The sequence below is a fragment of the Candidatus Phytoplasma ziziphi genome (assembly GCF_003640545.1).
Classification (GTDB): Bacteria; Bacillota_I; Bacilli_A; order Acholeplasmatales; family Acholeplasmataceae; genus Phytoplasma; species Phytoplasma ziziphi.
The window spans coordinates 602,941-629,712 of the sequence record NZ_CP025121.1 but is presented as its reverse complement, the minus strand read 5'-3'; the positions used below and the strand labels follow the sequence as shown (position 1 = coordinate 629,712).

Here is a 26,772-nt window from a genome sequence, read left to right as displayed (position 1 = left end):
ATAAAATGTTAAATATTAAAGCTTTAACATAAAAAATGTTTATAAAATGTTAAAAAACCACTTTTAACATAAAAAATATTTATAAAAGTAATAAATTAAAGGCTAAACATAAAAAAATGTTTATAAAATGAAAAAAAATTAAGCCTTTAATGCAAATAAAGACCAATAAATTAATTTTTTTATTATAAACCGCAACTGACCCAGAATAAACATTTTTTAAAATTACCCAAAAGCAATTATCAAAAACTAATTATTAATATTATAAATTATTTTTTTTATTTATCAACATAAACAACATAAAAAATTAATTTATTTTTTTTATTACTACCATTATTATATTCGCTATTAAAAGTAATTATTTTTAATCCAAAAAAGACTCATTTAAATCTAACTCAAACGTAAATGAGTATGTTTCGAATTAATTATCTCTAAAAAACATCTAAAATAATTAAAATTAACAAAAATATTGTCAAAAAAATTAATAAAAAATGCTATAATTATAGATATAAAAAAAAGAAAAAAGGTGCAAAATGTTTATCGGAAGAAACAAAGAAATTCAAAAATTGCAAAAAATCATTAATTCTCCTAAACATGAATTCGGTATTATATATGGAATTAGACAAGTAGGAAAAACTGCTTTATTAACACAAATTCAAAAACAAAATCCAAAAAAAGTTATTTATTTTATAGCTGATCAAACAGGATTGCCCAATAATTTAAAAACTTTAACAAAACGAATTACAACTTTTTTTAAAGATCCGAAATATATTTTTGAAGATTATTATGATTTATTCGAATATTTTTATAAAAAAGCAAATCAAAAAGAAATCGTTTTAATTATAGATGAATTTTCCTATTTGATACAAAGCGATAAGTCAATTATGTCAATTTTTCAAAAAATATATGAAGAAATAGTTTCTAAAAGTAAAATAAAAATTATTTTATCAGGTAGTCATTTAGGAATAATGGAATCAATAGATAGTTATCTAAATCCACTTTATAATAGAACTACTTTTAAAAAAATACAACTCTTACCTTTCGATTATAAAGAAGCATCTTTGTTTTTTTCTGATTTAGATGCTATTGATAAAATTAAATTTTATAGTATTTTTGGAGGTATGCCTTTTGTTTTGAAAAAAATTAACCCTAAAAAGGATTTAAAATCTAATATTAAAACTATTTTTTTACAAGAAAAAAATAATATTGAAGAAGTTTTAATTTCTCTTTTAGGGCATGAAAACAAAAAAACTTCTGTTTATGAACCTATTTTTAAAATTTTATCTTACGGAAATAATAAAACAATTTCGTATATTGCTAACAAATTAGAACAAGACATACCTAAAATAACTAATTTACTGAAAACTTTAACAAACATGAAATTAATAAACAAAGAAATCTCTTTTGAAGAAGTTTCAAAGAAACCTAAAAAAACTAACTATTCTTTCGCAGATCCTTTTTTTAAATTTTATTATTTTTTTATTAAAAAAAACGAATCTGAAAGTATCATTATGAATGAAAATAAATTTTATGAATTGTTTATTTTACCTCAATTGGAAAAATTTATTTCTTTGGAATTCGAAAAAATTTGCCAAACTTTTTTATTTAAAAAATATTACCAAAATGAAAAAATTAAAAAGATTGGAAGATATTGGGCAAACAATACAAAAGAAAATATTCATTGCGAAATTGATATTATTTTAACTGATACCGAAAATAAAACAACTATTTTCGAATGTAAATGGAGTAATTCGAAAATTGATTTCAAAATCGTCAAGCAATTACAACAAAAAAAAGAACATCTGAAAAAATTAAATTTTTTCTTAAATACCGATATTCAACTAGGTTTTTTTTCTAAAAATGGGTTTGATGATAAATTAATTCAAAATAATAACTACCTTTTATTTATTCCAGATGATTTATATAATCTAAGTTAATTTTATATATAATTCTAAGTTAATTTTATATATAATTTGCATCTTAAAAAAAGAAAATTTATAAAAAAAGAAGACTCATTTTAAAAAAGATTTATATTTTAATTTAAGATACAGGGCGCAAATATACGGTATAATGGGGTAATTTAGCCAATTGCCATGCTTGTAATGATAGCATGAAATCACGTAAAAGGAGAAATCCCGACGGTTCTTTAAACGAAAGAATGAGGAATTACAGCAGTCACGAAAGCGAAATGAGCCGAATTAGATAGGCAAGATGTTCTCGCAAGATTAAGATAGTCATGGAAAACGGTGTAAATTCGTGAAACTGTTAAAAGCAAATAGTAATTTAATAACCTACACGTAAGCTAATAAATAACCGTGTAGACTGAAAGCGATATGGGTAAATATGTATTGTGCTTATATGTTCATTATTAACAGCTATTAAATTAGCGATTTCAGTTATAAATCAACCGAGGTAGAACGGTTCTCTTGAAAGACAGAGTTTTAAAGACGGTTAAGACAGAACCTAAAACTATTAAGGCACATTATAGACGGAAATTGGAGAATCCTAAAAGACAAATTGAGAAATCAATTAAACTATTGAGGTAGAAAGCAATAGGTCTCAAGGATAAAGAGACCACCTAGTAGTCGTAGAAGCAAAACATGAGTCAGAACATTCATGATAATCGCACTACCAAGAAGCATTGGAAAGCAATGTATAAGGCGAAAGTGGCCAGCAACTGTTAATCTTGTTGGCAGTACGAAGAGATTGTCTGGAGAAATTACGGAAACTTGTGAGAAATCACTAAACTTGGAAGACCTACCAACGGAGTTTTAGAAATAAAACCTCGAAGATTGTAGTAATGCAATTTAGATTAATTAAAGCGTAGACAGTTGTGGAAAGCGGTATGCTTCGAAAGTTGCTCGTACCGTTTGGATGGGGACCAATTTGTAATAAAAGAGAGACATAAAACTCTCCATAAACGCATTTGATTTATCCATATAATTAATAAACCTACACGTAAGCTAATAATCAATCGTGTAGACTGAAAGCGATATAAATGAAAAGTTATGCATTTATATTTTCATTATAAACAGTTATTAAGTTAGTAATTTCAGTTATAAATCGGCCAAGACAGAACAGCTTTTGAAAGAAAGAGTTTCAAAGATGGTTAAGAATAGTCCTAAAACTATCAAAGAGCATTATAGACGGAAAATTAAGAATTCTAAAAGACATAATTGAGGTAATCAAGGTAAAGAGACCATTCAGTCAGTAGTAGAAGTAAAACGTGGATCGGAATTATCCATGATAATCGCACTGCCAAGAAGCATCGGAAAGCGATACATAGCTCGAAAGGGTTCAGTAATTGTTAATCTGTTGACAGTACGAAGAGACTGTCTGGAGTAATTACGGAAATCTGCGAGTGATAACCTCGATAAACTCGGAAGACCTACCAACGAAGTTTTGGAAATAAAACCTCGAAAGTTGCAGTGATGTAATCTAGATTGATTAAAGCATAGACAATTGTGGAAAACGGTATGCTTGGGAACTTGCTCGTACCGTTTGGACAGTGGCCATTTTGTAATAAAAGGGAGACAAAAAACTCCTCATAAACACATATTATCTATCTGTATTTTTTTATATAATAGGATACTTTGATTCGAATACTATTTTCGACTTAATAAAAGTATTAATTATGTTATATATTCAAATTTCAAAATACGGATTATTTTAATAAAATCTTTATATTGTTTTATATAATGATCTAAAAGGTAGGATTCGAACCTAAAAGATATGACAGTGATATTTTTCCCTATTTTATTTACTTTATTTTTTTAAAAATATTTTTATAAAAAATATGAAAATTATTTTTTTAATAGTTATTTGTAAATATTTTTTAAAAAACAAAAAAAATATTTAAATTTTTCGAACTCTGTAACACAATCGCAAACACTAGAATTACAAATAACGAAACTAAAAAAACAGCACCTACATAATCAACTAATAATAAAAAAACAAAATATATTAATAATATATATTTATAATCTTTATTTTTTTCATATTTATAAGTTTTATAAAAATGAAAAGTAAAAATAAAAATTTTCATCGTTTTGTCAAAACAAAGCTTTTTAAAATATAAAAATTAAAAAGTTAAATCGTTTATTTAAAAATAAATAATTTAACTTTTTTTTTTTTTACATAAATTAAGATTAAAAAAAGATTTAAAAATTATTATTTAATAATTATATATAATTTGTTTTTTTTTTTTTTTAACTAAAATCTTTATATAAAATAATAAAAATTATTATTTGAAAAATTAAAAAAAATTTTTTAACTTAAAATTAAACGAAAATCAGAAAAGGAATCGAACCTAAAATATGAAGCCTCAAACAAAAAAAATATGTCTTTGGACAGCCCCTGTGATAATCTTTGTAATTTTTATTTTGATATTAGGTTATTGCTACTTCACTGGTAAAATATTAAACTATACAAATGAATACAATCCAACTACTCGAAAATTAATCAAAAAAACTCATTTCCAACCTGACAGAAAAACAATAAAATATATCAACGAATATAATCCATCTAATGGAAATAAAATTAAAGAAACTTATTTCGATCCATTTACTAGAAAAAGAATTAAAGAAACTAGATTTCAAGATAACGGAAAAAAAATAAGCAATATCATTGAATTCGATCCATCTACCGGAAACTTAATTAAATCAACTTATTTCCGTTCTGACGGGAAAACAATATTTTGTATTCTCGAATTCAATCCATCTACTGGAAACTTAATTGAATCAATTGAATTCAATTCCGACGGAAAAACAATAAATGTCATTAATGAATACGATCAATCTACTGGAAATAAAATTCAATTAATTAATTTCTGCTCCGACGGGAAAACAATAGACTGTATCAATAAATTCGAACCATCTACTGAAACAAAAATCAAAGTAACTCAATTACGATCTGACGGCAAAAAAATAAAATATATTGATGAATACGATCCATCTAACGGAAATAAAATTAAAGAAACTATTTTCCAACCTCATGACCAAACAATAGATTATATCAACAAATACGATTCATATACCGGAAACTTAATCGAAACAACCTATTACAATCCCGATGGTTCTATTAGAGAATGAGAAAAGAAGTGGATCTTATTAAAAATACCTAAAATTAAATTAAAAATATATAAAAAATTATCTATTCTTATATATCATTTTCGATTTCTTTTATATCATGTCTTATGTTTGTATATAAAAATCCCATTAACGACATAATATAAATAAAAAAATAGTTGAATAAAAATTATAAGAAATTTTATGAATTCTGTCATGCAACAATTGTTTTAAGTTTTTTTCTTTTATGAATTTGTATCATTTTCTTTATTCCTCGATTTTAAAAGATATTTCGTTAAAAAACATTTTTTATCTTTTTTCTACTGTCATTATTTTAGCCAAAAACATAAATACTAATTTTTCTAAAAATATTCCTTTTAATGTTATTTTTTTAAAATAATATAAAATAATTAACATAATTAAATATAAAAAATAAATTATATTTATATTTTTTTGTTGTTAATTAGTAAATTTTATATTTATTTTTTCTTTCTTTTTTAATTTAATTGTTTTTGATTATTTTGAACCATTTTCTTTATTCCTCACTTTATAGTTATTTATTTTTATTTATTTATTAATATTTAAATTAAAAATTATCTTTTAATAAATTACAATTTTTTTGATTAAATTGCGTTTGGTTCGCAAAAAGACAAAAGGTGAAACTCCTATTAAAAATGCCCTAAAATTAAATTAAAAAATCAAAATAGTAAATTATTAAAAAAAATTCTAAAAATAAAAAACAACAATAAAAAAAACAAATAATTAAAATAATCTCTTAAAAAAGATTCTTTTCCTTTTACTAAAAATCAAATCAAAAATAAATTAAAAAAAATAAAAACCAAATTTTTTAAAAAAATTTTATTTAAATAATAGCAAATTATAAAACATATACCTAAATTATATTCAAATAACAAAAAAATAGAGCATAAAAAGTTCCATTTTGATCATTCGACCAATTAGAAATATCATAAAATAAAAAATATAATTCAAACAATAACTCAATAGAAAAAATATATTATTTTTTAAATGTGTCAATTAATCAATATTTATCATGTAATAGATAATTTATTTCAAACGACAACTAAAAAAAATATAGAAAATCAAAAAAATTCGATTCAAACAAAAGAATAGATAATTATTTTTGAGCAATTACAATTTAATTTGTTGATTTTCGAACAAATGTTTTTTTAGACTCGCTTCAACCAAATCATATTCAATTATAGTACCATCAGAAGAAATACTTCTTAATAATTCATTTGTTTTTTGATTATATTCGTATACAATACTTGGGCCATTTAAAAAAATTTCTTTTATCAAACAATTTTGCATTGTATCATATTCTTTAATATCACCATTAGGAAAAATTTCTTTTATCAATTTTTGCGTCTTAGGTTCGAATTCTTTTATATGTTTATTTGGTAAAATTAATTTAATTAATGCTTTAGTATCTGGATCATATTCTTTAATTGTTTTTTGATTTGTTCCATTGGGATAAATTATATTTTCTATTTCATTAGAATCGGGTTCAAATTCTATTATATTTTTATTAGGTAAGATTAATTTTATTAATTTATTATTTTTTTTATCGTATTCTTTGATTGCTTCGAATGTTTCCTTATTTGGAGTAATCTCTTTTAATATAAAACCTGAAAAAGGATCATATTCTTGAGTTGTGCCGTTCTTTAGAATTTTTCGAATTATTTTTTCATTAAAAGGATCATATATTAATACATCACCATTAGGCAAAATTTCTTTTTGTAACTTATGAGTATATAAACCATATTCTTTAATATTTCCGTTATCAAAAGTTATTTTAATTAATTTTTTAGTATTTAAATTATACTCTTTTATTATTTTTTTATCTGGAGAAATTTCTTGACAAGCGAAAAGGGAATAATTTCTAATCGTTCCATCAGGAAAAATTTCTTTTTTTAAAGAAGAATTATATTCTTTAATAATTCCTTCAGAATCTGTTTCTTCTAATAAGTAACCTTTTTTTGAATCATATTTTCTTTGGTATTTATAAATTTTTTTTTGGTTATCAGATGCAAAAAAGAATTCTTTGATCAAATTATATGTTTCTGAATCATACTCTTTGATATTACCTTTGGAATCAATTATTTTAATTATTTTTCCTTTAATATAATCATATTCCAATTGAATATTATTTGTTGAAATTATTTTTATTATATTTTTATTTAATTCGTCGTATTTAATTGATATATTATTTTTTAATAAATCCTTTATCATCTGTTCATATTCTTGAATATTACTATTTTCTAAAGTTATTTTGTTTATTAATTGTTCATTAGGCAAATCATATACTTTATTTTCTTCTTTAATATTTTCTTTTTTTTCACTTATTTTATAAATGATAAAAAGTATAACTAAAAATAACATTAAGAAGAATATTTTATAAAATATATTACTTTTTTTTAATTCCAATTAATTTGCCTTTCTAATCGAAGAAAAATTAATTTATGGATATATTTTCGAAAAATTTCCTAAATTTTAATTAAAAAAATATTATTTTTGTTTTGTAAACTAAAAAATTATATTTGGGATATTTTTTTATGTAACAAAACATTGATATTATACATCAAAAATTATTCATCGCTAATAATTAATTTAAATATTTTTTTTAAAAAAATATCTTTCAAAAAATAAATAAAGATATTAAAATAAATTTATAAAATTAATGAAAAAAGCAAAATAATTATAATGTATGTAAAAGTTGTTAAAATTTTTTTTATTTTATAATTACATTTGAATTACAGTTTTTTTATTTTTTAATTAAATTCGTATTTATTTATTAATAATGATGTAATTTTAAAAAAATTTTAATAATAATCGTTTTGTATTTCAATTTATTTCGACAAATATATTCAAATTATACATTTAAGGAGTTAAAAAATATGAAGCCAAATTCAAGTAAATTAGATTTTAAGAAAATTTCGGAATTAATTTTTTTTATAGGTAGTTTTTTTATGTCTGGTTTTGTTGGCGTAATTTTAATTGTATCAAGTATTAATTGTGATGGTTTAGTATCTAAATTTTTATTTGATTACATTTGTATATTCGTTTTTTTATGTTTTATTACTTTTTTCATTCATATAACTAAATTTAAAAATAATAAAATTCATTCTTGGGTGAATTTAATAACTTTAATTACAGGTTGTATGAGTTATATAAAACATTCACCAGCAATTGCAACTAATAACGATTTATTTTATAATAGAACCAACCCTTTTTCGTATTTATATCGTTTGTTGATTCTGATTTTACCTTTTTTATTTATATTTTATTATTTATGTTTAGCAAAAGATGTGCCACCTTCTAAGAAAAAAATATTTGTCATTGTTTGTTATCCTTTAATTTATATAATAAGTAAGACATTAATATTAGATATTTTTATTCATGAAAGTATAAAATGGAAAGGTATTGGCTCTTTAGGAATGGGTAATAAAACATCAGACATAATTTTCAATATACTACAACTTTATTCAAGATTTTTACTTTTAATCCCTTGTGTATTAGGAATTTTATTTATGAAAAAAGAAATCTTAAATAAAGAAAAGATACATTTAATATTAGTTTATATAGGTTGTGGTCTTGTAGCTTTATCTTTTGGAGGTTTTTGGTACCCTTTCCCTTTCAAACAAAATGTTATGAAAAGATTATTTAAGGGGACTGAAGTTTACAATTTTTTAGAACATTTATCTAATTATAATGAAAAACCAAATAATAATAGTAGTTCTGATCATAGCACAGGTTCATCATATGGTACACCAAGTTATAGTACAGGTTATAAAGAAGAAAGAAAGAAAAGTAAGATTTTTTTCAAAAATATTTTAAAAAGATAATAAAAATTTATTTTAAAATAAAAATAAAACATTTTTAAAAAATTATTAAATTAATTAAATTAACAAAAATAATTTTTATATTTTCGGACCCATAATTGTATTTTATAAGGGAGGATAAAAAGAATTAAAATATGATAATAAAAATAATATATTTACTAATTGTCTACTTTGATAAAATAAAATTTTTTTTAAAATCATTTTTTTATCTTTTTTGTATTTTATTTATCTTCATTGTATTCTTTACAAAAATCCAAAAAATAACAAACGTATTTTTTTATATAATCAACATTTTTATATATAAAGCCGACAACTTCTGTTTTTATCATTTGATTTTAATTTAAAAATTGAGAATTCATTTTTTAATTGTTAATTAGAAACTTTGTTTCAATCATTAACATATCTTTTGTCTCTTTATTATTATCTTATTCTCATTATTAAATCTTTTTTTATTTTTATATAAAAAAAATATTCATTAATTTTTTTTTAAAAATCAATAAATATTTTGTTATGTTATAATTTAAATTATATATTCCGAGTTTATCCATAAAAAACACAAACTTAATTTTCGAATTTAATTTCATGTTTAGCTTTTTTTAAATTGTAATTTCAAGTTTACCAGGATAATAATAAAAATATTAACAATAATAAATAATTTTTTATTTTAAATTATCTAATATTTTTTGGTCATTTTCTGTAATAACAAATGTTTTGTTTTTGGCATCAGCTGTTAAGCAAGCTATGCTTGTTCCTAATTTATTTTTACGTATTATTTTAATTTTATTTTCTTGTGAATCTGTTTCGATAATTATTTCCCCATCTAAATCAAAAGCGGGGCATTCGTTTCTCCATGATAATAATTTTAAAAGATTTTTAACAACAGGACGTTGAACTTGTGATTTAATTTCTTCTAAAGAATAATAATGACGATTAATATTTCTTCCTTCTTTCGAAGATTCTAATAATTTAATATCATTTTCTCCTGCTAACAAACCTACATAATAAATTTGTGGAATTCCTGGAGCAAATATTTGGAAAGCACGCGCTAATAAATAAGCATCGTCATCATTACCTAAAGCAGAATAATAAGTTGTATTAATTTGATAAATATCTAAATTATTATAGGAATCTGAAGAATAAATTTTTTTAACATTCGCTCCTATTTTGTATAATTTTTCAGAAGTATAATCGATTTCTTCATCTGTTAAAATACCACGAGCGTCAACCACTCCGATGCCATCATGAACATCTAAAGTAGTAAATTGCTTCATCGGTGATCTTCTTAACCAATCAGCTAAAGTTTTAACTTTTCCTGAATATAATGTATAAAGCATTACCAATGGTAAAACAAAATCATAAATAAAGTATCCATGTTTGCTAATTTTATCAGAAATAGTATAATGTTCATGAATTTCTGGTAAAATTTCGACTTCTAAAGGTTTTAAAATATTATCTACTTCTTTTAAAAGATTCCAAATTTCAGGTTCGACAAAAAAACAATTAGTATTTATTTTTTTACAAGCGTAAGCAAACGCGTCTAAACGAATTAAACTAGCGCCATGCGAAGCCATATCTACTAAAGTTTTTTTAATAAATTGTTTAGCTACAACATCGCTTATATTAATATCAATTTGATCTTCTCCGAAAGTATTCCAAAGTTTTTCTTCTGTGCCATCTTTAAAAGTAATAGAATGTATAGGCGCTTTATTTTTTCTTTTATAAATTAAATCAATATCTTCAGGAGTAGGTTTTTTGTCTTCTTTTTGAGCCCAAAATTTTTCCCAACGAATAAAAAAATTATTATATTTAGAATTATCATGATTTTCTTGAAAATCTTTATACATTACAGATTCACGAGAAATATGATTAATCATGAAATCGAACATTAAATAATATTTTTCGCTTAAATTTTCAATATCTTTCCGATTTCCGAAAGCTGAATCGACATTATCATATCCTGATGGAGAAAAACCACGATCGCTTGTTGACGGAAAAAAAGGTAATATGTGAATTCCGCCAATAGAATCTCCAAAATCTTCTTTTAAAACTTTAATTAAATCTTTAAGATTTTTTCCTAATGAATCAGGATAAGTTATTAACATTGCTTTATTTTTAATTTTCATTGATTATGACCCTTTTTTATAATTAAACTTTTGATTTTATAATTATTTATCAAATCACAAATAAAAAATGATATGATAAAGCTTTAAATATTTAATATTAAATAATTATAAAAACAGAAATAATTTTTTTAATTATTTCTATAATTTTAATTTTTTATATTAAAAATTCTAATTAATTATTTTAATAATTATTTTTAAAATTCTAAAATAATATATTATTTTTAAATTATTTATACTTATGAATTGTAACATAATTTTTATTTAAAATATTGTTTTGAAAACATACTCATCAATTACATTTATTTTAATATTTTTAAAATAATTAAAATTTTTATTCTTTTTTTAAGAGAAAAAACAAAAATGTAAATATCTAAAATAAAAAAAATTTATTATTTTTTGGAAATATGTCGTTTTCTAATTATTATTTTCTCGATATATATAACCCCGTTTCTGTATTGATAATAATTTCTTCTCCTTGTTCAATAAAAATAGGGACTTTAATAATCAAACCTGTTTCTAAAACAGCGTCTTTAAATGAAGTTGTTTTACGAGCATTATTAGACGTTGTCAAAGAATCTGTTTGAATTATTTTTAAAGAAATTTTATCAGGAATAGTAACACATAAAATCTCTTCTTCCTCATCGAACATAAATTCTACTAACATAGATTCTTTTAAATATTTAATGATATTTTCCAGTTTATCTTTAGATATTTCAAATTCTTCATAATTATCTGGATCTAAGAAAATATATTTATCATTTAAAATGTAAGAAAATTGCAATTTTTTTTTATTAACTAACGCTCTAGTAATTTTCACCCCTGCATTAAAAATATGTTCAATAATATAACCATTTTTTAAATTTTTTAATTTGCTTCTTACAAAAGCGGCGCCTTTACCAGGTTTAACATGTAAAAAATCTACAATTTGATAAACATTATTATTTAATTTAATAGTTTGACCTATTTTAAAATCATTAGTATTAATCATTATCTTTCGGTTCCTTTTTTAAAAAATTTTTTATTATATAAAATATTTTTTCTTTCCAATTTTCATCTAAAGGATTTATAATTTGTAAAAATTGAATTTGGTTTTTAAACCATGTTTTTTGTCTTTTGGCATATTTTAAAGAATTCCGAATAATTAAATCTTTAGCTTCGTTAAAACTTATTTTTTTTTCTAAAAAAGCTTTTATTTCGCGATATCCTATAATATTAAAATTTGCTTTTGGATGATTTTGGATAAGATATTTTACTTCTTGAATAAAACCTTTTTTTAACATTTCTTCTAATCTAGATATTAACCTTTCTTTTAAAATATTTTTTGGTATATCTAGATAAAAAAATAAAATATCGAATAAAGGAATATCTTTTTTTTTCTTGTCAGATCTTAAATTATTTTGAATAATTTGTTTATAAGCGCTTAAAATACGACGTGGATTTTTTTCATCTATAATTAATTTAGGATCTTTTTTTTTAATTATTTCCAACATTTGTTGTATTTCTAAATTATCTATATTCATCTTATGATTTAAAAATTCATCTTCAGAAAATAATTCATAATCAAAAAGAGATGCTTTAATATAAAGGCCACTTCCGCCAACTATAAAAGGAGTTTTTATTTGAGGTATTAATTCTCTAACATCTTTTTGAAAATTATAAATGTTATAAGATTCTTCAGGTTCAACTTTACTCAATAAATGATGTTTTATTTGTTTAGTTTCTTCAATATTTATTTTAGCTGAACCAATATCAAATTTTTTATAAATTTGAACCGAATCTGCATTAATAATTTCCCCTTCAAAAAAAAGAGCTAATTCAATAGACAAACTAGTTTTTCCGGATGCTGTTGGCCCAGAAATAACTATTACTTTTTTCATATAAATCCATTCTAAATAAAATTTTAATAAATAAATTTATATATTGTAAATTATAAAAAATTACTCATTAAAATTTATTTTTGTAATTTGCTTATGATGTCCTAAAGTTAATAAAACTCCGTTTAATTGTCTTTTTCCTTCTGCAATTTTATGCTTTTTTTTATGTTTTGTATTTATAAAATTATTAATAATAATATTTTTATCTTGTCCAATTACCCCTTCATATGGTCCAGTCATTCCGACATCTGAAATATAAAGTGTTTTTTTGGGTAATATTTTATCATCATTAGTTTGAACATGAGTATGTGTTCCTACGATAGCATCAATTTTACCATCAAAATAATGAGCCAAAGCAATTTTTTCACTAGTAACTTGTGCATGAAAATCTAAAAATGAATAATTATACTTGTTATGACAAATATTCAAAATATTTTCAATTTTTTCAAAAGGGCAAGATAAATTATCATTATTTATAAAAACTCTTCCTAAAGCGTTCATTATAAGAATTTTTTTATTTTTATATTTTATTATTTTATAACCATTACTAGCAGTACATTCGCTATCTAAATTAACAGGTATAACAATATTAGAAGACGAAATAAAATTCTTAATGGAATTATTGTCGAAAGTATGATTACCCATTGTTATTATATCAACTCCGGAAAGAATTAATTCTTTATAATGTTCGTAATCTAAACCTTTGCCATTATCGACATTTTCTGCATTCGCAATAATTATATTATATTTATATTTACTTTTTAAAAAATTTATTTTTTCTATTAAATAATCAACACCTGGCGTGCCACAAATATCACCAATAAAAAGAATTTTCATAATATTTAGCACCCCTTTAATTAATTATTGATTTCAGCTATATCAATTACTCTCAACTCTCTAAGAACAGTAATTTGAATAAAACCATTATAATGAATATTTTTTTGAATTTTTTTTCTAATTTGTTTAGCTATTAAAAAAGTATTTAAATCATCAACTTCTTCAGATTTAACAATAACTCTTATTTCTCTGCCAGATCTGATGGCATAAGATTTTGATACCCCTTCAACGCTATCAGCAATATTTTCTAATTGAGTTATTCTTTGAATATAATTCTCAATTGAGTCTTTTCTAGCTCCTGGTCTAGCAGAACTAATTGTATCCGCGATCGAAACTAAAACAGCTATTAAAGTGGTTGATTCTTGATCTTCATGATGTGAAGCGATGGCGTCTATTACTTCTAAAGATTCTTTATATTTTTTAGCAAGTTCAACTCCGATTGTAACATGACTTCCTTCTGTTTGGTAATCTAAAGCTTTACCAATATCATGTAAAAGACCAGCTTTTCTAGCTATAATTTCATTTTCTCCTGTTTCCGCAGCTAAACATCCTGCTAAAAAAGATACTTCTAAAGAATGTTTTAAAACATTTTGGCCATAACTAGTTCTAAAATGCAATTTACCTAATAATTTTACTAATTCTTCATCAATAAATCCTATTTTAGCTTCATAAACTGCTTCTTCGCCTATTTCTTGTATAAACTCATCAATCTCTTCGGATTTTTTTAAAAATGTTTTTTCAATACTTGAAGGAGTGATTCTCCCATCAATAATTAGAGCTTCTAAAGTTCTTTTCGCAATTTCTCTTCTAATAGGATCGAAACAACTTAAAATAACTGTATTCGGATTATCATCTATTATTAAATCTACACCGGTAACAACTTCAAAAGCTTTTATATTACGTCCTTCTTTGCCGATAATTCTTCCTTTTAAACTATCTTGTTCTAAAAAAATCATACTAATATTATGTTCATAAACAACGTCTCTAGATAATTTTTGCATTGTCAAAATTAATAAATTTTTTGCTTTATTTTTGATCTTAAATTTATATTCTTTTTCTTGTTCTCTTTCGTAATTTATTATTTCTTGATAAGAATTTTCTTTAACTTGTTTCAAAATAATTTCTCTGGCTTCTATTTGAGTCAAAGAAGAAATTTGTTCTAATTTGTTTTGTTGTTGTATCATTATTTTTTCGATTTTATTTTGTAGTTCTTCTAAATATTTTTTATTAATATTTATTTTTTGTTCTTTATTATATAAAAATTCTTCTTTTTCATGTAGATATTTAAATCTAGAAGCCAATAATTCTTCTTTATGAATAATTTTCTCTTCTAAATTAATAATTATGTTTCTTCTTTGATTTAAATCGTTTTCTGTTTCTTTTTTTAATAAAGAAATTTTTTTTTCGGTTTCTGAAATAATTTGAGCCGAAAGTAATTGAGATTTTAATATTTTTTTTTCAATACTTTCGTCTGTTTGTCTTATTTTTTCACTTATTTTTTTTTTAGACAAAAAATATATAAAAATTACTAATCCAGCAAAAATAAAAAATAAAACAAACAAGAAACTGTTATCAATATGATTCATTTACATCTTTTTTAATAAATTATTTCTTCCTTTCTTAATATTAAAATATTTATATCAGTTCTAATTTAATATTTTTTTATTTAATATTAATTTTGTCTATTATCTTAATTTAAATTTTTTTATTTTCGATTAATATTTGTTTAATATTTTTTATAATATTTTCGATTATTTTTTTATTTAAAAAATATTTTAAATAGAAAAATAATCGAAAATATTATAAGGACATAAAAAATAATTTTCTTATTTAAAAATAAATTCTTATAATGAAAATTAATATATTTTTTTGATATATAATATTTAATTTTTGTAAAAATATATATCTAGCATGTATTATATTATAATTTTACATATTATTCAAATAATAATATTATTTTGAATATATATTCGACTAAATAAATAAATATTTGTTTATTTATTAAAAAAAACTAAAAATTTATAAATTAAATTTTTAGTTTTTAAAAATAAAATTATATTTTTATTATTTTTTTTAAAATTTTAGGATTCATGATTTTTTTCAAAGTTGGTTGATTAGCAAGAGAATTAACAACTTTATCTATTGTTTTCCCGCCTATTTTTTCTCCTAGTTTGTATAATGAATCAGATGCTCCTTTAAAAGCTTTTGTTTCTGTAAATTTTTTTAATAAATTTGAAGGATTTTCATCATTTTGTTTTTCTTCCAAACCTTTTTCATGCGAATAGAAAATATCATATTTTTTTATTTTTGTTAATTCAAGAATTAATAAAAATATTATTCTTTTGATAAAACCCTCGCCCAAACCGCACGGGCATATCCCTATGCATACGGCTTTCCGAGTTCATTCATAAAAAATTAATACTTTTTTATTAAATTAGAAAAAAAATTATTTTTTTCTCTCTGTTTTCCTTCCCCTTGTAAAAGTTATTAACTTCTCCTTGGTAAAATATTAATTTTACGAGTACTATGAAAACTCTGCAAGCATATAAAATTAAAATTATAAAATTTATAAATAACAATAATTTTATTTAGCTTTTCCAAGGTAGCTCTTTAATTTGGGAAATGTTAATTTTGCATGGATATTATTGGTAAAATAATTATTATCAAAAAATTTTTTTATAAAATTAAGAAATTATTAAAAATTAAAGATAGTTTAATTATTCGATAAAGAAAATAATCAAAGTCTTAATTTGATAAATTTTTTTTAAAAAAAATTTTGAAATAAATAAAATAACATTAACGTTAATTATTTAATTATTTTATATCTTTAATTCCCTAGAATTTCATGCTTTTACTAACTTCATTTCGCATTCTTTATTTTTTTATTTCAACGCTTTTTGGATATGCTATTTTCCCTTATTAAATTTTCATTCTCAGGTGAATCCAATAATGTGATATACTATCTATCAATACCAAAGGGTCCCTTAATACCCTCTAAATTAAAGGCTCGAACTTGCGCACTTTATCATTGATTGATTCTGAATCTTCTGTTTTTACCGTTATATCTTCTATCGGTTCAATATTTGTTATTAAATTATCAGAATTATTTGTAGAAACTACTTCATTATCATCTGATTTAAGAAAAAAAATCAAAAAAACAAAAAACAATATTAAGAAAACACAACTAGAAACAAAAATAATAATTTTTTTTGTTTTGTCCAAATTCTTATAATATCTTTCTTTTTGTTTATATGTTAAAACAACTTAATATAATTAACTTTTTAATTTTAATGAAATTAATTAAAATTATTTATTTTTATCAAAAATTCAAATTATAAAAACGTTAATAAAAAAAATTAATTATCTTTTGATATTTATAATTAAATATATAAATATCAAATAATATTATATAATATAAATATAAAAAAATAACGAATATTGGTGAATAATAATATTTTTTTTAAATAAATTAAATAAACAATAATCATTATTATATACCTATTTATTTTATTAAAAATTAATTTATTAAATTAATTTTTCTTATTATAATTAAAAGTAGTTATAAAAAAATAATTTCGATTCAAAAATGAAACTTTTTAAATTATTTTTTTAATAACTAATAACTATTTTTTTAAATTTAATATAATATAAAAAAAATTAAAATTTTATTGAATATATAACTATTTTTAATTTAGATAAGGATATTTGACAAAATATAAATGACCAAAAATATTTTTTTTAATATTTTTAAAATTACAAAAAAGAAAAAAATTTTATTTTTTTTAATTTTATTATTTATTTTTAATAATATTTATCAATGGACTCCAAAAGGAAAAGAAATATCATTTCAAAAAATGCAAGACAAATTTAATAGTCAATTAATTAGAAAATTCAAATATACAATGCGAAAAAATTCGATAACTAATTTATATTATTTTTTATTAGAAGCTGAAGATTTGAATAACATATTCTTTCAAACACAAATTTTAGAACCTAATGCAGTTAATATAATTAATAAATTCAAAACATATCCTAATATAAAAGAATACGAATACAAAACAGATTTTTATTATTTATTTTTATTAATAAATAAAATTCCAATATTAAGTTTATTTATTAATTTAGTCCGATATTTATCTTCTGTTATTTTTATGTTTTATATTTTAAATAATTTTCTTTTACGATCAGGAAAATTGAAAAACAATCCTTTAATTTCTAATAAACAAAAATTAAAATTTAATTTTAAAGATATCGCCGGAAACGAAGAAGAAAAAGAAGAAATGAAAGAATTAATTGATTTTTTAAAAAATCCACTAAAATATTCTTCAATGGGAGCTTCTATTCCGAAAGGAATTTTATTAGAAGGCCCTCCGGGAACAGGTAAAACTCTTTTAGCTAAAGCATTAGCTGGGGAATCAGGAGTTCCTTTTTATGCTGTTTCTGGTTCAGAATTTGTAGAAATATACATTGGAACAGGAGCTTCTAGATTAAGAAAACTATTTAAAGAAGCAAAAAAAAATATTCCTTGTGTTATTTTTATTGATGAAATTGATATTTTAGGAAAAAAAAGAGGAAATGATATTTTAGACTCTTCTTCCGAAAGAGATCAAACTTTAAATCAATTATTAACTGAAATGGACGGTTTCACTTCTTCTAATGGAATAATTATTATAGGAGCTACTAATCGAACTGATATGTTAGATCCTGCTTTATTAAGGCCAGGTAGATTCGATCGTAAATTTAAAATTGGGCTTCCTGATGTTAAAGCCAGAGAAGCTATTTTAAAAGTTCATGTTCGAAATAAAAAAATAATTCCTAATATTGATTTTTATCAATTAGCAAAAAGAACATCAGGGATGAATGGAGCTCAATTAGAAGCGATCGCAAATGAAGCCTCTATTTTAACAATTCGTAATAAAAAAGAATTAATTACTATGAAAGAATTAGAAGAAGCTGTGGATCGAGTTTTAATGGGGCCGGCTAAAAAATCAATAAAATACGATGAAGAAGAAAGAAAAATGGTAGCTTATCATGAATCTGGACATGCAGTAATTGGTTTAAAATTGAAAAACGCTCCAAAAGTAGAAAAAATTAACATCATTCCAAGAGGTTCTATCGGTGGTTATAATTTAATGATTCCTGATAAAGAAACATTATTTTCTTCTAAAAAAAGAATGTTAGCAAATATTACTTCTTATTTAGGCGGTATAGTAGCCGAAGAATTATTTTTCGATGATATTTCCTCTGGTTCTGCTGAAGATTTAAGAAAAGCCAACGAAATATCTAAATTTATGGTCATAAAATACGGAATGAGTTCTTTAGGAGTTATTCAAAATACAGAATTTTCTGACGCTAAAATAATTGATGAAGAAATTAAAAAAATAATAAATGAATGTTATCAAGAAGCTAAAAAAATTATTGTTGATAATAAAATTTTATTAAATAAAATTGCTAATTTATTATTAAAAAAAGAAAATATTAGTAAAGAAGAATTAGATAAATTATTTTAATTAATTTATTCCTTAAAATATTAAAAAATATTATAATATTTCAAAAATAAAAATTTAAATTGTTATTATTATTTTATGATATAATAAAAATATACTTAATATTAATAAATTTAATTTTATTTAATATAAATATATTTTTTAATTATATTAAGGCTGATGTGGCGAAATGGTATACGCATTTGACTCAAAATCAAACGAGTTCAACTCATGTCGGTTCGAGTCCGACCATCAGTACCAAATAAAAAAATTATCTTTTATAAAACATAATAATATTAAAATTTTTAATTTTTTTAAATAAATAAAAAAATATTTAAATCTTATAAAATAAAAAAAGTTATCTTTTAAAAGATAACTTTTTTTATTTTAACTAAAAAAATATTTAATTTCTTTAACTTGTTTATATTAATGTCTTTTTTTGTATTCTCGAAAAACGACAAAAGAAAAAATTTAATTTTGTATATAATTTTATTTACTGTTTTTATTATATTTTTTATTTAAAGAAAAAATTTTTAATAATATTCATAATTTCTATTTTTTAAAAATGGCGGAGTAGAAGGGATTCGAACCCTTGCACCAAAAAATTGGACTACGTCCTTAGCAGGGACGCCTCTTATAGCCTACTTGAGTACTACTCCTTTATATAAATTAAGATACTATTAAATTATAATATAAATATTTAAAATATTTAAATAAAAAGTAATAATTTAAAAATTATTACTTTTTATTTAAGTTTATTAATAATTTTTTTCTTTAATTCTATAATAATCAAAGGCATCATAGAAAATAAAAAAATAATTATAATATCTTTATAATACAAAAAAGAAGATATTTGGAAATTACTTCTTAAAAAAGGAATTATTAAAATAGTCATTTGCAACAAAAAACTAATAATAAAACAAATTCTTAAATAAAAATTAGGTTTTAAACTAAAAATAGATTTATTAAAACTTCTAAAATTAAAAACATGAATTAATTGAGATAATGATAAAACCATAAAAGCGTAAGTTTGCCCATATTGACTAGGTTGATTATTTTTATGCATTTGATATCCTATAAAAGCAGCTAAAAAACTTAAAAAACTTATCATTATGCCTTCACTGAAAATTTTCTTAATTATTTTCTTATTTAATAAAGAATTTTGAATAAGACGTGGTTTTCTTTGCATTATGTCTGTTTCAGGATGCTCTAAACCTAAAGAAATAGCTACCAAAGAATCAGTAACTAAATTAATCCAAAGTATTTGTAAAGTGTTCAAAATAATAAAATTTTTATCAAAAAAAAGATGTCCTAATAAAGTATTTAATAATATAAGAATTATTTCGCCAATATTACAACTTAATAAAAACATAACACTTTTTTTAATATTATCAAAAATATTTCTTCCTTCTTGGATAGCATTTTTAATAGTATCAAAATTATCGTTAGTTAAAATAATGTCTGATGCATTTTTAGCAATATCAGTTCCTGTTATCCCCATCGAAATACCTATATCAGCTTTTTTAATACTTGGCGCGTCGTTAACTCCATCACCTATCATCCCTACAATTTTGCCTTTTTTCTGCCATGATTGAATAATTTTTAATTTCTGTTCAGGAGTAGTTCTGGCATAAACTTTAATCGAAGATAATTTAATATTAAATTCTTCTTCTTTTAAAAGTTCTAAAGACTCACCGTCAATAGCTAAATCTCTTAAGGGATCAAAAATTTTCAAATCAGAAGCAACTTTAACAGCTGTTTTAAGATGATCTCCGGTTATCATAATAATTTTAATAAAAGCTTTTTGACATTCTTGAATAGTTGGTAAAATTTCAGAACGTATCGGATCTTCTATTCCAAAAGCTCCTAAAAAAATAATTTTATATTTTATTTCGTTTAATATTTTTTCTAAATTCGAATTGCTCAAATCATAATCATAAGAATTCATCGATGCATAAGCGATTCCTAAAACTTTATAACCTTCAGAAGACATCAAATCTAAATCTGTTTTTATTTTTTTAATATTTTTTTTATTTTTAACAACAATTTCATTTTTATATTGAATACAATGAGATAAATTAAATAAAACTTCAACGGCTCCTTTGATTATTAAAAATTTATCATTTCCTTTTTGATGAACCGTTACCATAAATTTTTTTGTACTATCGAAAGGAAATTCTTTTATTTTTTGATGTTCTCTCACAAGTTGTTGAATATTTAATTTCAATAAATTACCTAAATCTATAAAAGACTGATCAACTGAATCAAAAACAAAAATTTCCTTATTTGAATAATTTACTTTTTCAGAAGTAAAATAATTATTGTTGCATAAAACGCCATAAGTCACTAATCTTGTTATATTTAGATCTGATATCAAACTCGTATTAATTTTTATTTTCTCATAATTTAAATATAATTTATTAATAGTCATTTTATTTCGCGTTAAAGTTCCTGTTTTATCAGTACAAATAATATTTATAGCTCCCAAAGTTTCTAAAGTTTTTAAATTTTTAACAATAGCGTTTTTCTTTATTAATTTTTTTATCCCTGAAGCTAAAATAATAGTTATAATGGCTAATAAACCTTCTGGAATAACAGCTACAGCTAAAATCATAGAAGATAAAATAATTTTTTTAATTGCCGAAAAATCTATTTGCCCTTGTAATATAAAATTTTTTGATAAATTCAAAATAAAATTAATAATGACAAAGATACAAATAATAAAACTTAAGATTTTCGATAATTGTTGAATATTTTTCTCTAAAGGAGTTTTTTCTTTTTTTTGTACAGATATCAATTGGGTAATTTTTCCTATTTGAGTATTTACCCCTGTTTCGATAACAACACCATGAGCATTTCCTGAAACAATATTAGTATCCATGAAAACTAAATTAGGAGAATTGTTTAAAATAAATTTATTCGAAATAATACAACTATTTTTAATAACAGGTAAAGTCTCCCCAGTTAAAATAGCTTCATTAACTTTTAAATCATTAGTTTTTATTAATCTTAAATCAGCGGGAACAACATCTCCCATTTCTAAATAAATAATATCTCCGACAACTATTTCTTCTTTGAAAATTAATTTTAATTCTTTATCTCTTAATATTTTAGCGTAAGGTTTTGTGTTTTTATTAATAAGAAATAAGGAATTTTCTTTACTATGTTCGTAGAAAACTCCTAAAAAAGCGTTACTTAAAATAATTATTAAAATTAAAAAACTTTCTACTAACTCTTCTTTTGTGTTTTCGATAATTCCTATCAAAAAAGTAATTAAACAAATCGTTAATAAAATATAAACAAAATAATCATCGAATTGATAAAAAAATTTTTTCCAAAAACATTTTTTAGGGGATTCTTTTAATTTATTTAAACCATTTTCTAAAATTTTTTGATCTACTTTTTTTTGTGTCAATCCTTCTTTAAAATTAGTTTTTAACTCTTTTTCTAATAATTCTAAAGAGGATTGGATAAATAATTTATCCAATTTTTTTTAAATCTTTCTAATTTTAATTTTTATTAAAAAAATTAATTAAATATAAAATTGTAACAATAATAAATTAACTATATAAATTTATTATTGTTAATTATAATCGAATAATATAAAATAATTTATCAATTATTGAACTATCATACGAGTGATACGAACTGTATTAATTACTAATCCGTCATATTTTAAGCCTTCGAATTGCCAATTATTATAAAAAATTTTGATTTTTTCATTTTTATCAGGCATTCTTTTTAATTGTCCTAAAATAAAACCACTTAAAGTTTCGTAATCTTCTATAGGTAAATCAGCTTTTAAATGTTCTTCTGTTTCGTGTAAATGCGTAGTGCCTCTTATTATGTACTCTTTATCTGAAATTTTTACAATTTCATTATTTTTTTTATCATATTCATCTTCTATTTCGCCTAAAATTTCTTCAATAACGTCTTCGATAGTTACGATGCCAGAAGTGCCTCCGTATTCATCTACAACGATCGCAATATGATTTTGTTTCAATTGCATTTCTTTAAATAATTCGCTAATATTCTGGAATTCAATAACAAAATAAGGTTTACGTAAAAATTTATTAATATTGAAATCTTGTTCTTTATTTGAAGAATTTTTTTTCTTTTTATCTTCTTCTAATAACCCTTTAAAGATATCTTTAACATGTACAATTCCTATTATTTTATCAAGATTCTCTTCGTAAACAGGAAATCTTGTATATTTTTCACGAGAAATAAATTCTATAATATCTTTTTTACTAATATTAGAATTGATAGCGATAATTTCTGTTCTATGTCTCATAATATCTGAAACTAACGTTCCATCGAAATCAAAAACATTTTGAATCATATCTTTTTCACTGTTATTAATGACGCCAGTTTTATAAGAAGAAGTTAATAAAAATCTTAACTCATCTTCATCTACGACATCTTTTTTGACGTTAGTATCAATTCTTAGTATAAATAAAATCAAATTACTAATTTGATTAAAAATAAAAACAAAAGGTTTTGTTAAAAAACAAATTATATTAAAAATATTAATAAAAAAATAAGCAGTTTGAAGCGGAAAAGCCAAAGCAATTCTTTTGGGAACTAATTCGCCTAAAACAATAGAACTTACCACAATTAATATATCAATGACATAATCATGATTTTCATGATTTATTGAAAATCCTTGGCAAAATGTTAAAATATGAATTATTATTTGAATAACTGATAAAAACAAATTAGGTTTTTCTTTTAATTTTTTAATTTTTAAAGCTTTTTTTTTTCCTTTTTTGACTTCTAAATCAATTTTATTTTGATTTAAAGAAACTAAGGCTATTTCTATAGAAGAAAAAAAAGAATTTAACAAAATTAAAGAAACAATAATAATACCACTGGGAACTGTTGGACTCACTTTATTTCGTAACCTCTTTTTTTAAATTTAAAAAAAACAGATTACAAAATATTATATGATTACAATCATCTAGATCACTTTTTTCCATAAACTATAAATTTACTAAATCTCCTATTATATTTATATCATTTTGTATACACTATTAGATGATAACTAATATTATTTTAACATATTAATATTATATATTCAATTATTAATTTTTTCTATTTTATATTAAAAAATGTGAAATGTTCCGAAAATTTAAACATTTTTTTTGTTTTTTAAAAAAATCTTTAAAAATAACTATCAAAAAAATATTTTTTTATTTTCGTGAAAGATTTTTTTTATTTAATCAAGATCTTTTGTTTTATATATATAACTAAGAGATCAAAATAATATTTATAAATATATTAAAAAAATAATAAATTATTTAAAAAAACTTAAATTAAATTTATTTTATAATTTTATTTTTATAATCCTTTAAAGATAATGAAATTTTACCTCTATTATTGATTTCAATACATTTAACAAATAATTTATCGCCTACATTTAAAACATCTTCTACTTTTGCTGTTTTTTTATTATCTAATTGACTAATATGAATGAATCCTTCGATTCCTGGACAAATTTCAGCTACCGCTCCAAAAGATTGACCTTGTTTATCACTTAAAATCTTTAAAATAGTTACTTTAAAAACTTCACCTACTTTAATTTCTTTAACTAAATTTAAAATATAATTAGCTGTTTTTCTAACAATATCAATATTATAATGAGTTATAAAAATATTTCCATCTGGTTTAATATCTATTTGAACATTATCATGTTTTTCAATAATTCTAGAAATTATTTTTCCACCTGTGCCTATTATATCCCTTATTTTATCAGTTTTAACACGAATAACCTGAACTTTAGGAGCGAAAATAGAAACTTCATCATTATGTTTAGGAATGATAGCGCCCATTTGTTTCAAAATTTCTATTCTTCCTAAACGTGCTTTTTTTAAAGCTTCTTTTAAAATATCGAATTTAATACCTTTTTGTTTAATGTCCATTTGCAAAGCAGTAATTCCTTTTTGAGTTCCGGCTATTTTAAAATCCATATCGCCTTCTTTATCTTCAAAACCTTGGATATCAGTTAAAATAACATATTCTTTTTCATCTAAAAACAATCCCATAGCTATTCCTGCGACAGCTTGTTTTAAAGGAACTCCTGCGTCCATCAAAGCCATCGAAGACGCACAAATAGTAGCTTGTGAAGAAGAACCATTAGATTCTAAAATTTCTGAAACTACTCTAATAGAATAAGGAAATTCTTCTTCCGAAGGTAAAAGATAAAATAATGCTTTTTCAGCTAAAATTCCATGACCGATTTCTCTTCTAGAAGGCGCCATATACCTTCCTATCTCACCAACAGAATAATAAGGAAAATTATAATGTAAAATAAAACGTTTTTCTTCTTCTTCTGTTAAATCATCAATCATTTTACTTTCTCTTAAGGTTCCTAAAGTTACAACAGCTAAACTTTGTGTTTGCCCTCTTGTGAAAAGAGCTGATCCATGAGTTCTAGGTAACAAACTTATTTGACTTTCGATTTTTCTAATTTCGTATAATTCTCTACCGTCAATTCTTTTTTTATCTTTAATAGTCATTTTTCTAAATTCTTGACGTAATAAATCATAAAAAATATCTTCTATATGATGAAAATTTTGTCTATTTTCTAATAAAAAATCATTATTATTCTGGTATTCTGCTAATAATTTTTCTTTTAATTGATCTATAATATTTTTAAATGATTTAGAATCGTTTTTATTCTCTGAGTTTATATATAAAATATCTTTTATTTGAATTCGATATTTATTTTCTATTTGATTGTATAACTCTTCATTCCAATAAGATTCTAACAAAAACTGTTTTTGAGGATTAATTTTTTCTTTAATTTCATCTTGAAACAAACAAAGTTTTTTAATAATTTCATGACCATAAATCATAGCCTCTAATAAAACTTCTTCTGTTGTTTCTTTACAAACGGCTTCTATCATATTTAAACTGTTTTTAGTACCTGACAAAGTCAATAAAAAATCTGATTTTTCTCTTTGTTTTGAATTAGGATTAACAATAAATTGATTATTGATCTTTCCTATACATACTCCCGATACAGACTCTATGTAAGGGATATCTGATACTAACAAAGATAAAGAACTTGAAAAAATAGCAAATATTTCGTTATTACCATCGTAATCGCTACTTAAAATAGTATTCACTATCTGAACTTCTTTTTTAAATTGTTTAGGAAATAAAGGTCTTAAAGTTCTATCTATCAAACGAGAATTTAAAACCTCGTGATCAGACGGTTTACCTTCTCTTTTAGTAAAACTCCCGGGTATCTTTCCTACAGCATAAAGTTTTTCTTGATAAACAACTGTTAAAGGAAAATAATTCAAAACTGTATCTTTTTTACTACAAACTACTACAGTTAAAATAACGCTATTCTTATAACGAAATAATACCGAACCATTAGCTTGTTTAGCTAATTTACTTATTTCAACAGTTAATAGATTATTTTCAAAAACAGTTTTAAATATTTGCGAATTCACTAAAGATTCCTTTTTTTCTAATAAAAATATAAAACTACTCTTCGAAATAAAATAATTTACATAAAA

Annotated in this window: 15 protein-coding genes and 2 tRNA genes; 5 read left to right on the top strand and 12 right to left on the bottom strand. The window is 22.0% G+C overall.

The features are described from left to right. The first annotated feature begins 530 nt into the window (after positions 1-530). Positions 531-1,934 (top strand): ATP-binding protein, encoded by a 1,404-nt coding sequence (locus CWO85_RS03005; protein ID WP_121464158.1) that lies wholly within the window; start codon positions 531-533, stop codon positions 1,932-1,934. Between the two features lie 2,379 nt (positions 1,935-4,313). Next, positions 4,314-5,087, top strand: a complete 774-nt coding sequence (locus tag CWO85_RS02995) for a DUF2963 domain-containing protein (RefSeq protein ID WP_121464156.1) — start codon at positions 4,314-4,316, stop codon at positions 5,085-5,087. Between the two features lie 1,125 nt (positions 5,088-6,212). Here the strand turns inward: CWO85_RS02995 and CWO85_RS02990 are convergent. Next, the gene (locus CWO85_RS02990) at positions 6,213-7,463 is read right to left on the bottom strand and encodes a hypothetical protein (protein ID WP_152031108.1); all 1,251 of its coding nucleotides are present in this window, start codon (positions 7,461-7,463) and stop codon (positions 6,213-6,215) included. A gap of 515 nt (positions 7,464-7,978) precedes the next feature. On the opposite strand from CWO85_RS02990, the gene CWO85_RS02985 reads away from it, so the two are divergent. Next, the gene (locus CWO85_RS02985) at positions 7,979-8,926 is read left to right on the top strand and encodes a hypothetical protein (RefSeq protein ID WP_121464154.1); all 948 of its coding nucleotides are present in this window, start codon (positions 7,979-7,981) and stop codon (positions 8,924-8,926) included. Positions 8,927-9,582: 656 nt separating this feature from the next. Here CWO85_RS02985 and gtfA read toward each other — a convergent pair. The 7 genes from gtfA to CWO85_RS02950 form a co-directional block, all read right to left on the bottom strand. Beyond that, positions 9,583-11,046: a sucrose phosphorylase gene (gene gtfA, locus CWO85_RS02980; protein ID WP_121464153.1), complete on the bottom strand. Its 1,464-nt coding sequence runs from the start codon at positions 11,044-11,046 to the stop codon at positions 9,583-9,585. Positions 11,047-11,467: 421 nt separating this feature from the next. Further along, positions 11,468-12,034 (bottom strand): elongation factor P, encoded by a 567-nt coding sequence (efp, locus tag CWO85_RS02975; RefSeq protein WP_121464152.1) that lies wholly within the window; start codon positions 12,032-12,034, stop codon positions 11,468-11,470. After that, positions 12,027-12,923, bottom strand: coding sequence for a tRNA (adenosine(37)-N6)-dimethylallyltransferase MiaA (gene miaA / locus CWO85_RS02970; protein WP_121464151.1), 897 nt, complete (start codon positions 12,921-12,923; stop codon positions 12,027-12,029). The genes efp and miaA overlap by 8 nt, the downstream gene beginning before the upstream one ends. Positions 12,924-12,983: 60 nt before the next feature. After that, positions 12,984-13,757, bottom strand: coding sequence for a TIGR00282 family metallophosphoesterase (locus tag CWO85_RS02965; protein WP_121464150.1), 774 nt, complete (start codon positions 13,755-13,757; stop codon positions 12,984-12,986). A gap of 20 nt (positions 13,758-13,777) precedes the next feature. Continuing rightward, on the bottom strand, positions 13,778-15,343 hold the full coding sequence (gene rny, locus CWO85_RS02960; RefSeq protein WP_121464149.1) for a ribonuclease Y: 1,566 nt from the start codon (positions 15,341-15,343) through the stop codon (positions 13,778-13,780). A gap of 467 nt (positions 15,344-15,810) precedes the next feature. Continuing rightward, positions 15,811-16,119 carry a hypothetical protein gene (locus CWO85_RS02955; RefSeq protein WP_121464148.1) on the bottom strand — a complete coding sequence of 103 codons (309 nt, stop codon included), beginning with the start codon at positions 16,117-16,119 and terminating at the stop codon, positions 15,811-15,813. Between the two features lie 632 nt (positions 16,120-16,751). Further along, positions 16,752-16,979, bottom strand: a complete 228-nt coding sequence (locus CWO85_RS02950) for a hypothetical protein (RefSeq protein WP_121464147.1) — start codon at positions 16,977-16,979, stop codon at positions 16,752-16,754. Positions 16,980-17,476: 497 nt separating this feature from the next. On the opposite strand from CWO85_RS02950, the gene ftsH reads away from it, so the two are divergent. Further along, positions 17,477-19,267 (top strand): ATP-dependent zinc metalloprotease FtsH, encoded by a 1,791-nt coding sequence (gene ftsH / locus CWO85_RS02945; protein ID WP_121464146.1) that lies wholly within the window; start codon positions 17,477-17,479, stop codon positions 19,265-19,267. Between the two features lie 152 nt (positions 19,268-19,419). Beyond that, positions 19,420-19,504: transfer RNA gene (locus tag CWO85_RS02940), tRNA-Leu, on the top strand. Between the two features lie 305 nt (positions 19,505-19,809). On the opposite strand, the gene CWO85_RS02935 is transcribed toward CWO85_RS02940, so the two are convergent. From CWO85_RS02935 to CWO85_RS02920, 4 genes are all read right to left on the bottom strand, one after another. Continuing rightward, positions 19,810-19,902, bottom strand: a tRNA-Ser gene (locus CWO85_RS02935). A gap of 86 nt (positions 19,903-19,988) precedes the next feature. Next, the gene (locus CWO85_RS02930; RefSeq protein WP_121464145.1) at positions 19,989-22,730 is read right to left on the bottom strand and encodes a cation-translocating P-type ATPase; all 2,742 of its coding nucleotides are present in this window, start codon (positions 22,728-22,730) and stop codon (positions 19,989-19,991) included. 132 nt (positions 22,731-22,862) lie between these two features. Next, positions 22,863-24,134, bottom strand: a complete 1,272-nt coding sequence (locus tag CWO85_RS02925) for a hemolysin family protein (RefSeq protein WP_236628359.1) — start codon at positions 24,132-24,134, stop codon at positions 22,863-22,865. 430 nt (positions 24,135-24,564) lie between these two features. Then, the gene (locus CWO85_RS02920; RefSeq protein WP_121464144.1) at positions 24,565-26,706 is read right to left on the bottom strand and encodes a polyribonucleotide nucleotidyltransferase; all 2,142 of its coding nucleotides are present in this window, start codon (positions 26,704-26,706) and stop codon (positions 24,565-24,567) included. Between the last annotated feature and the right edge of the window lie 66 nt (positions 26,707-26,772).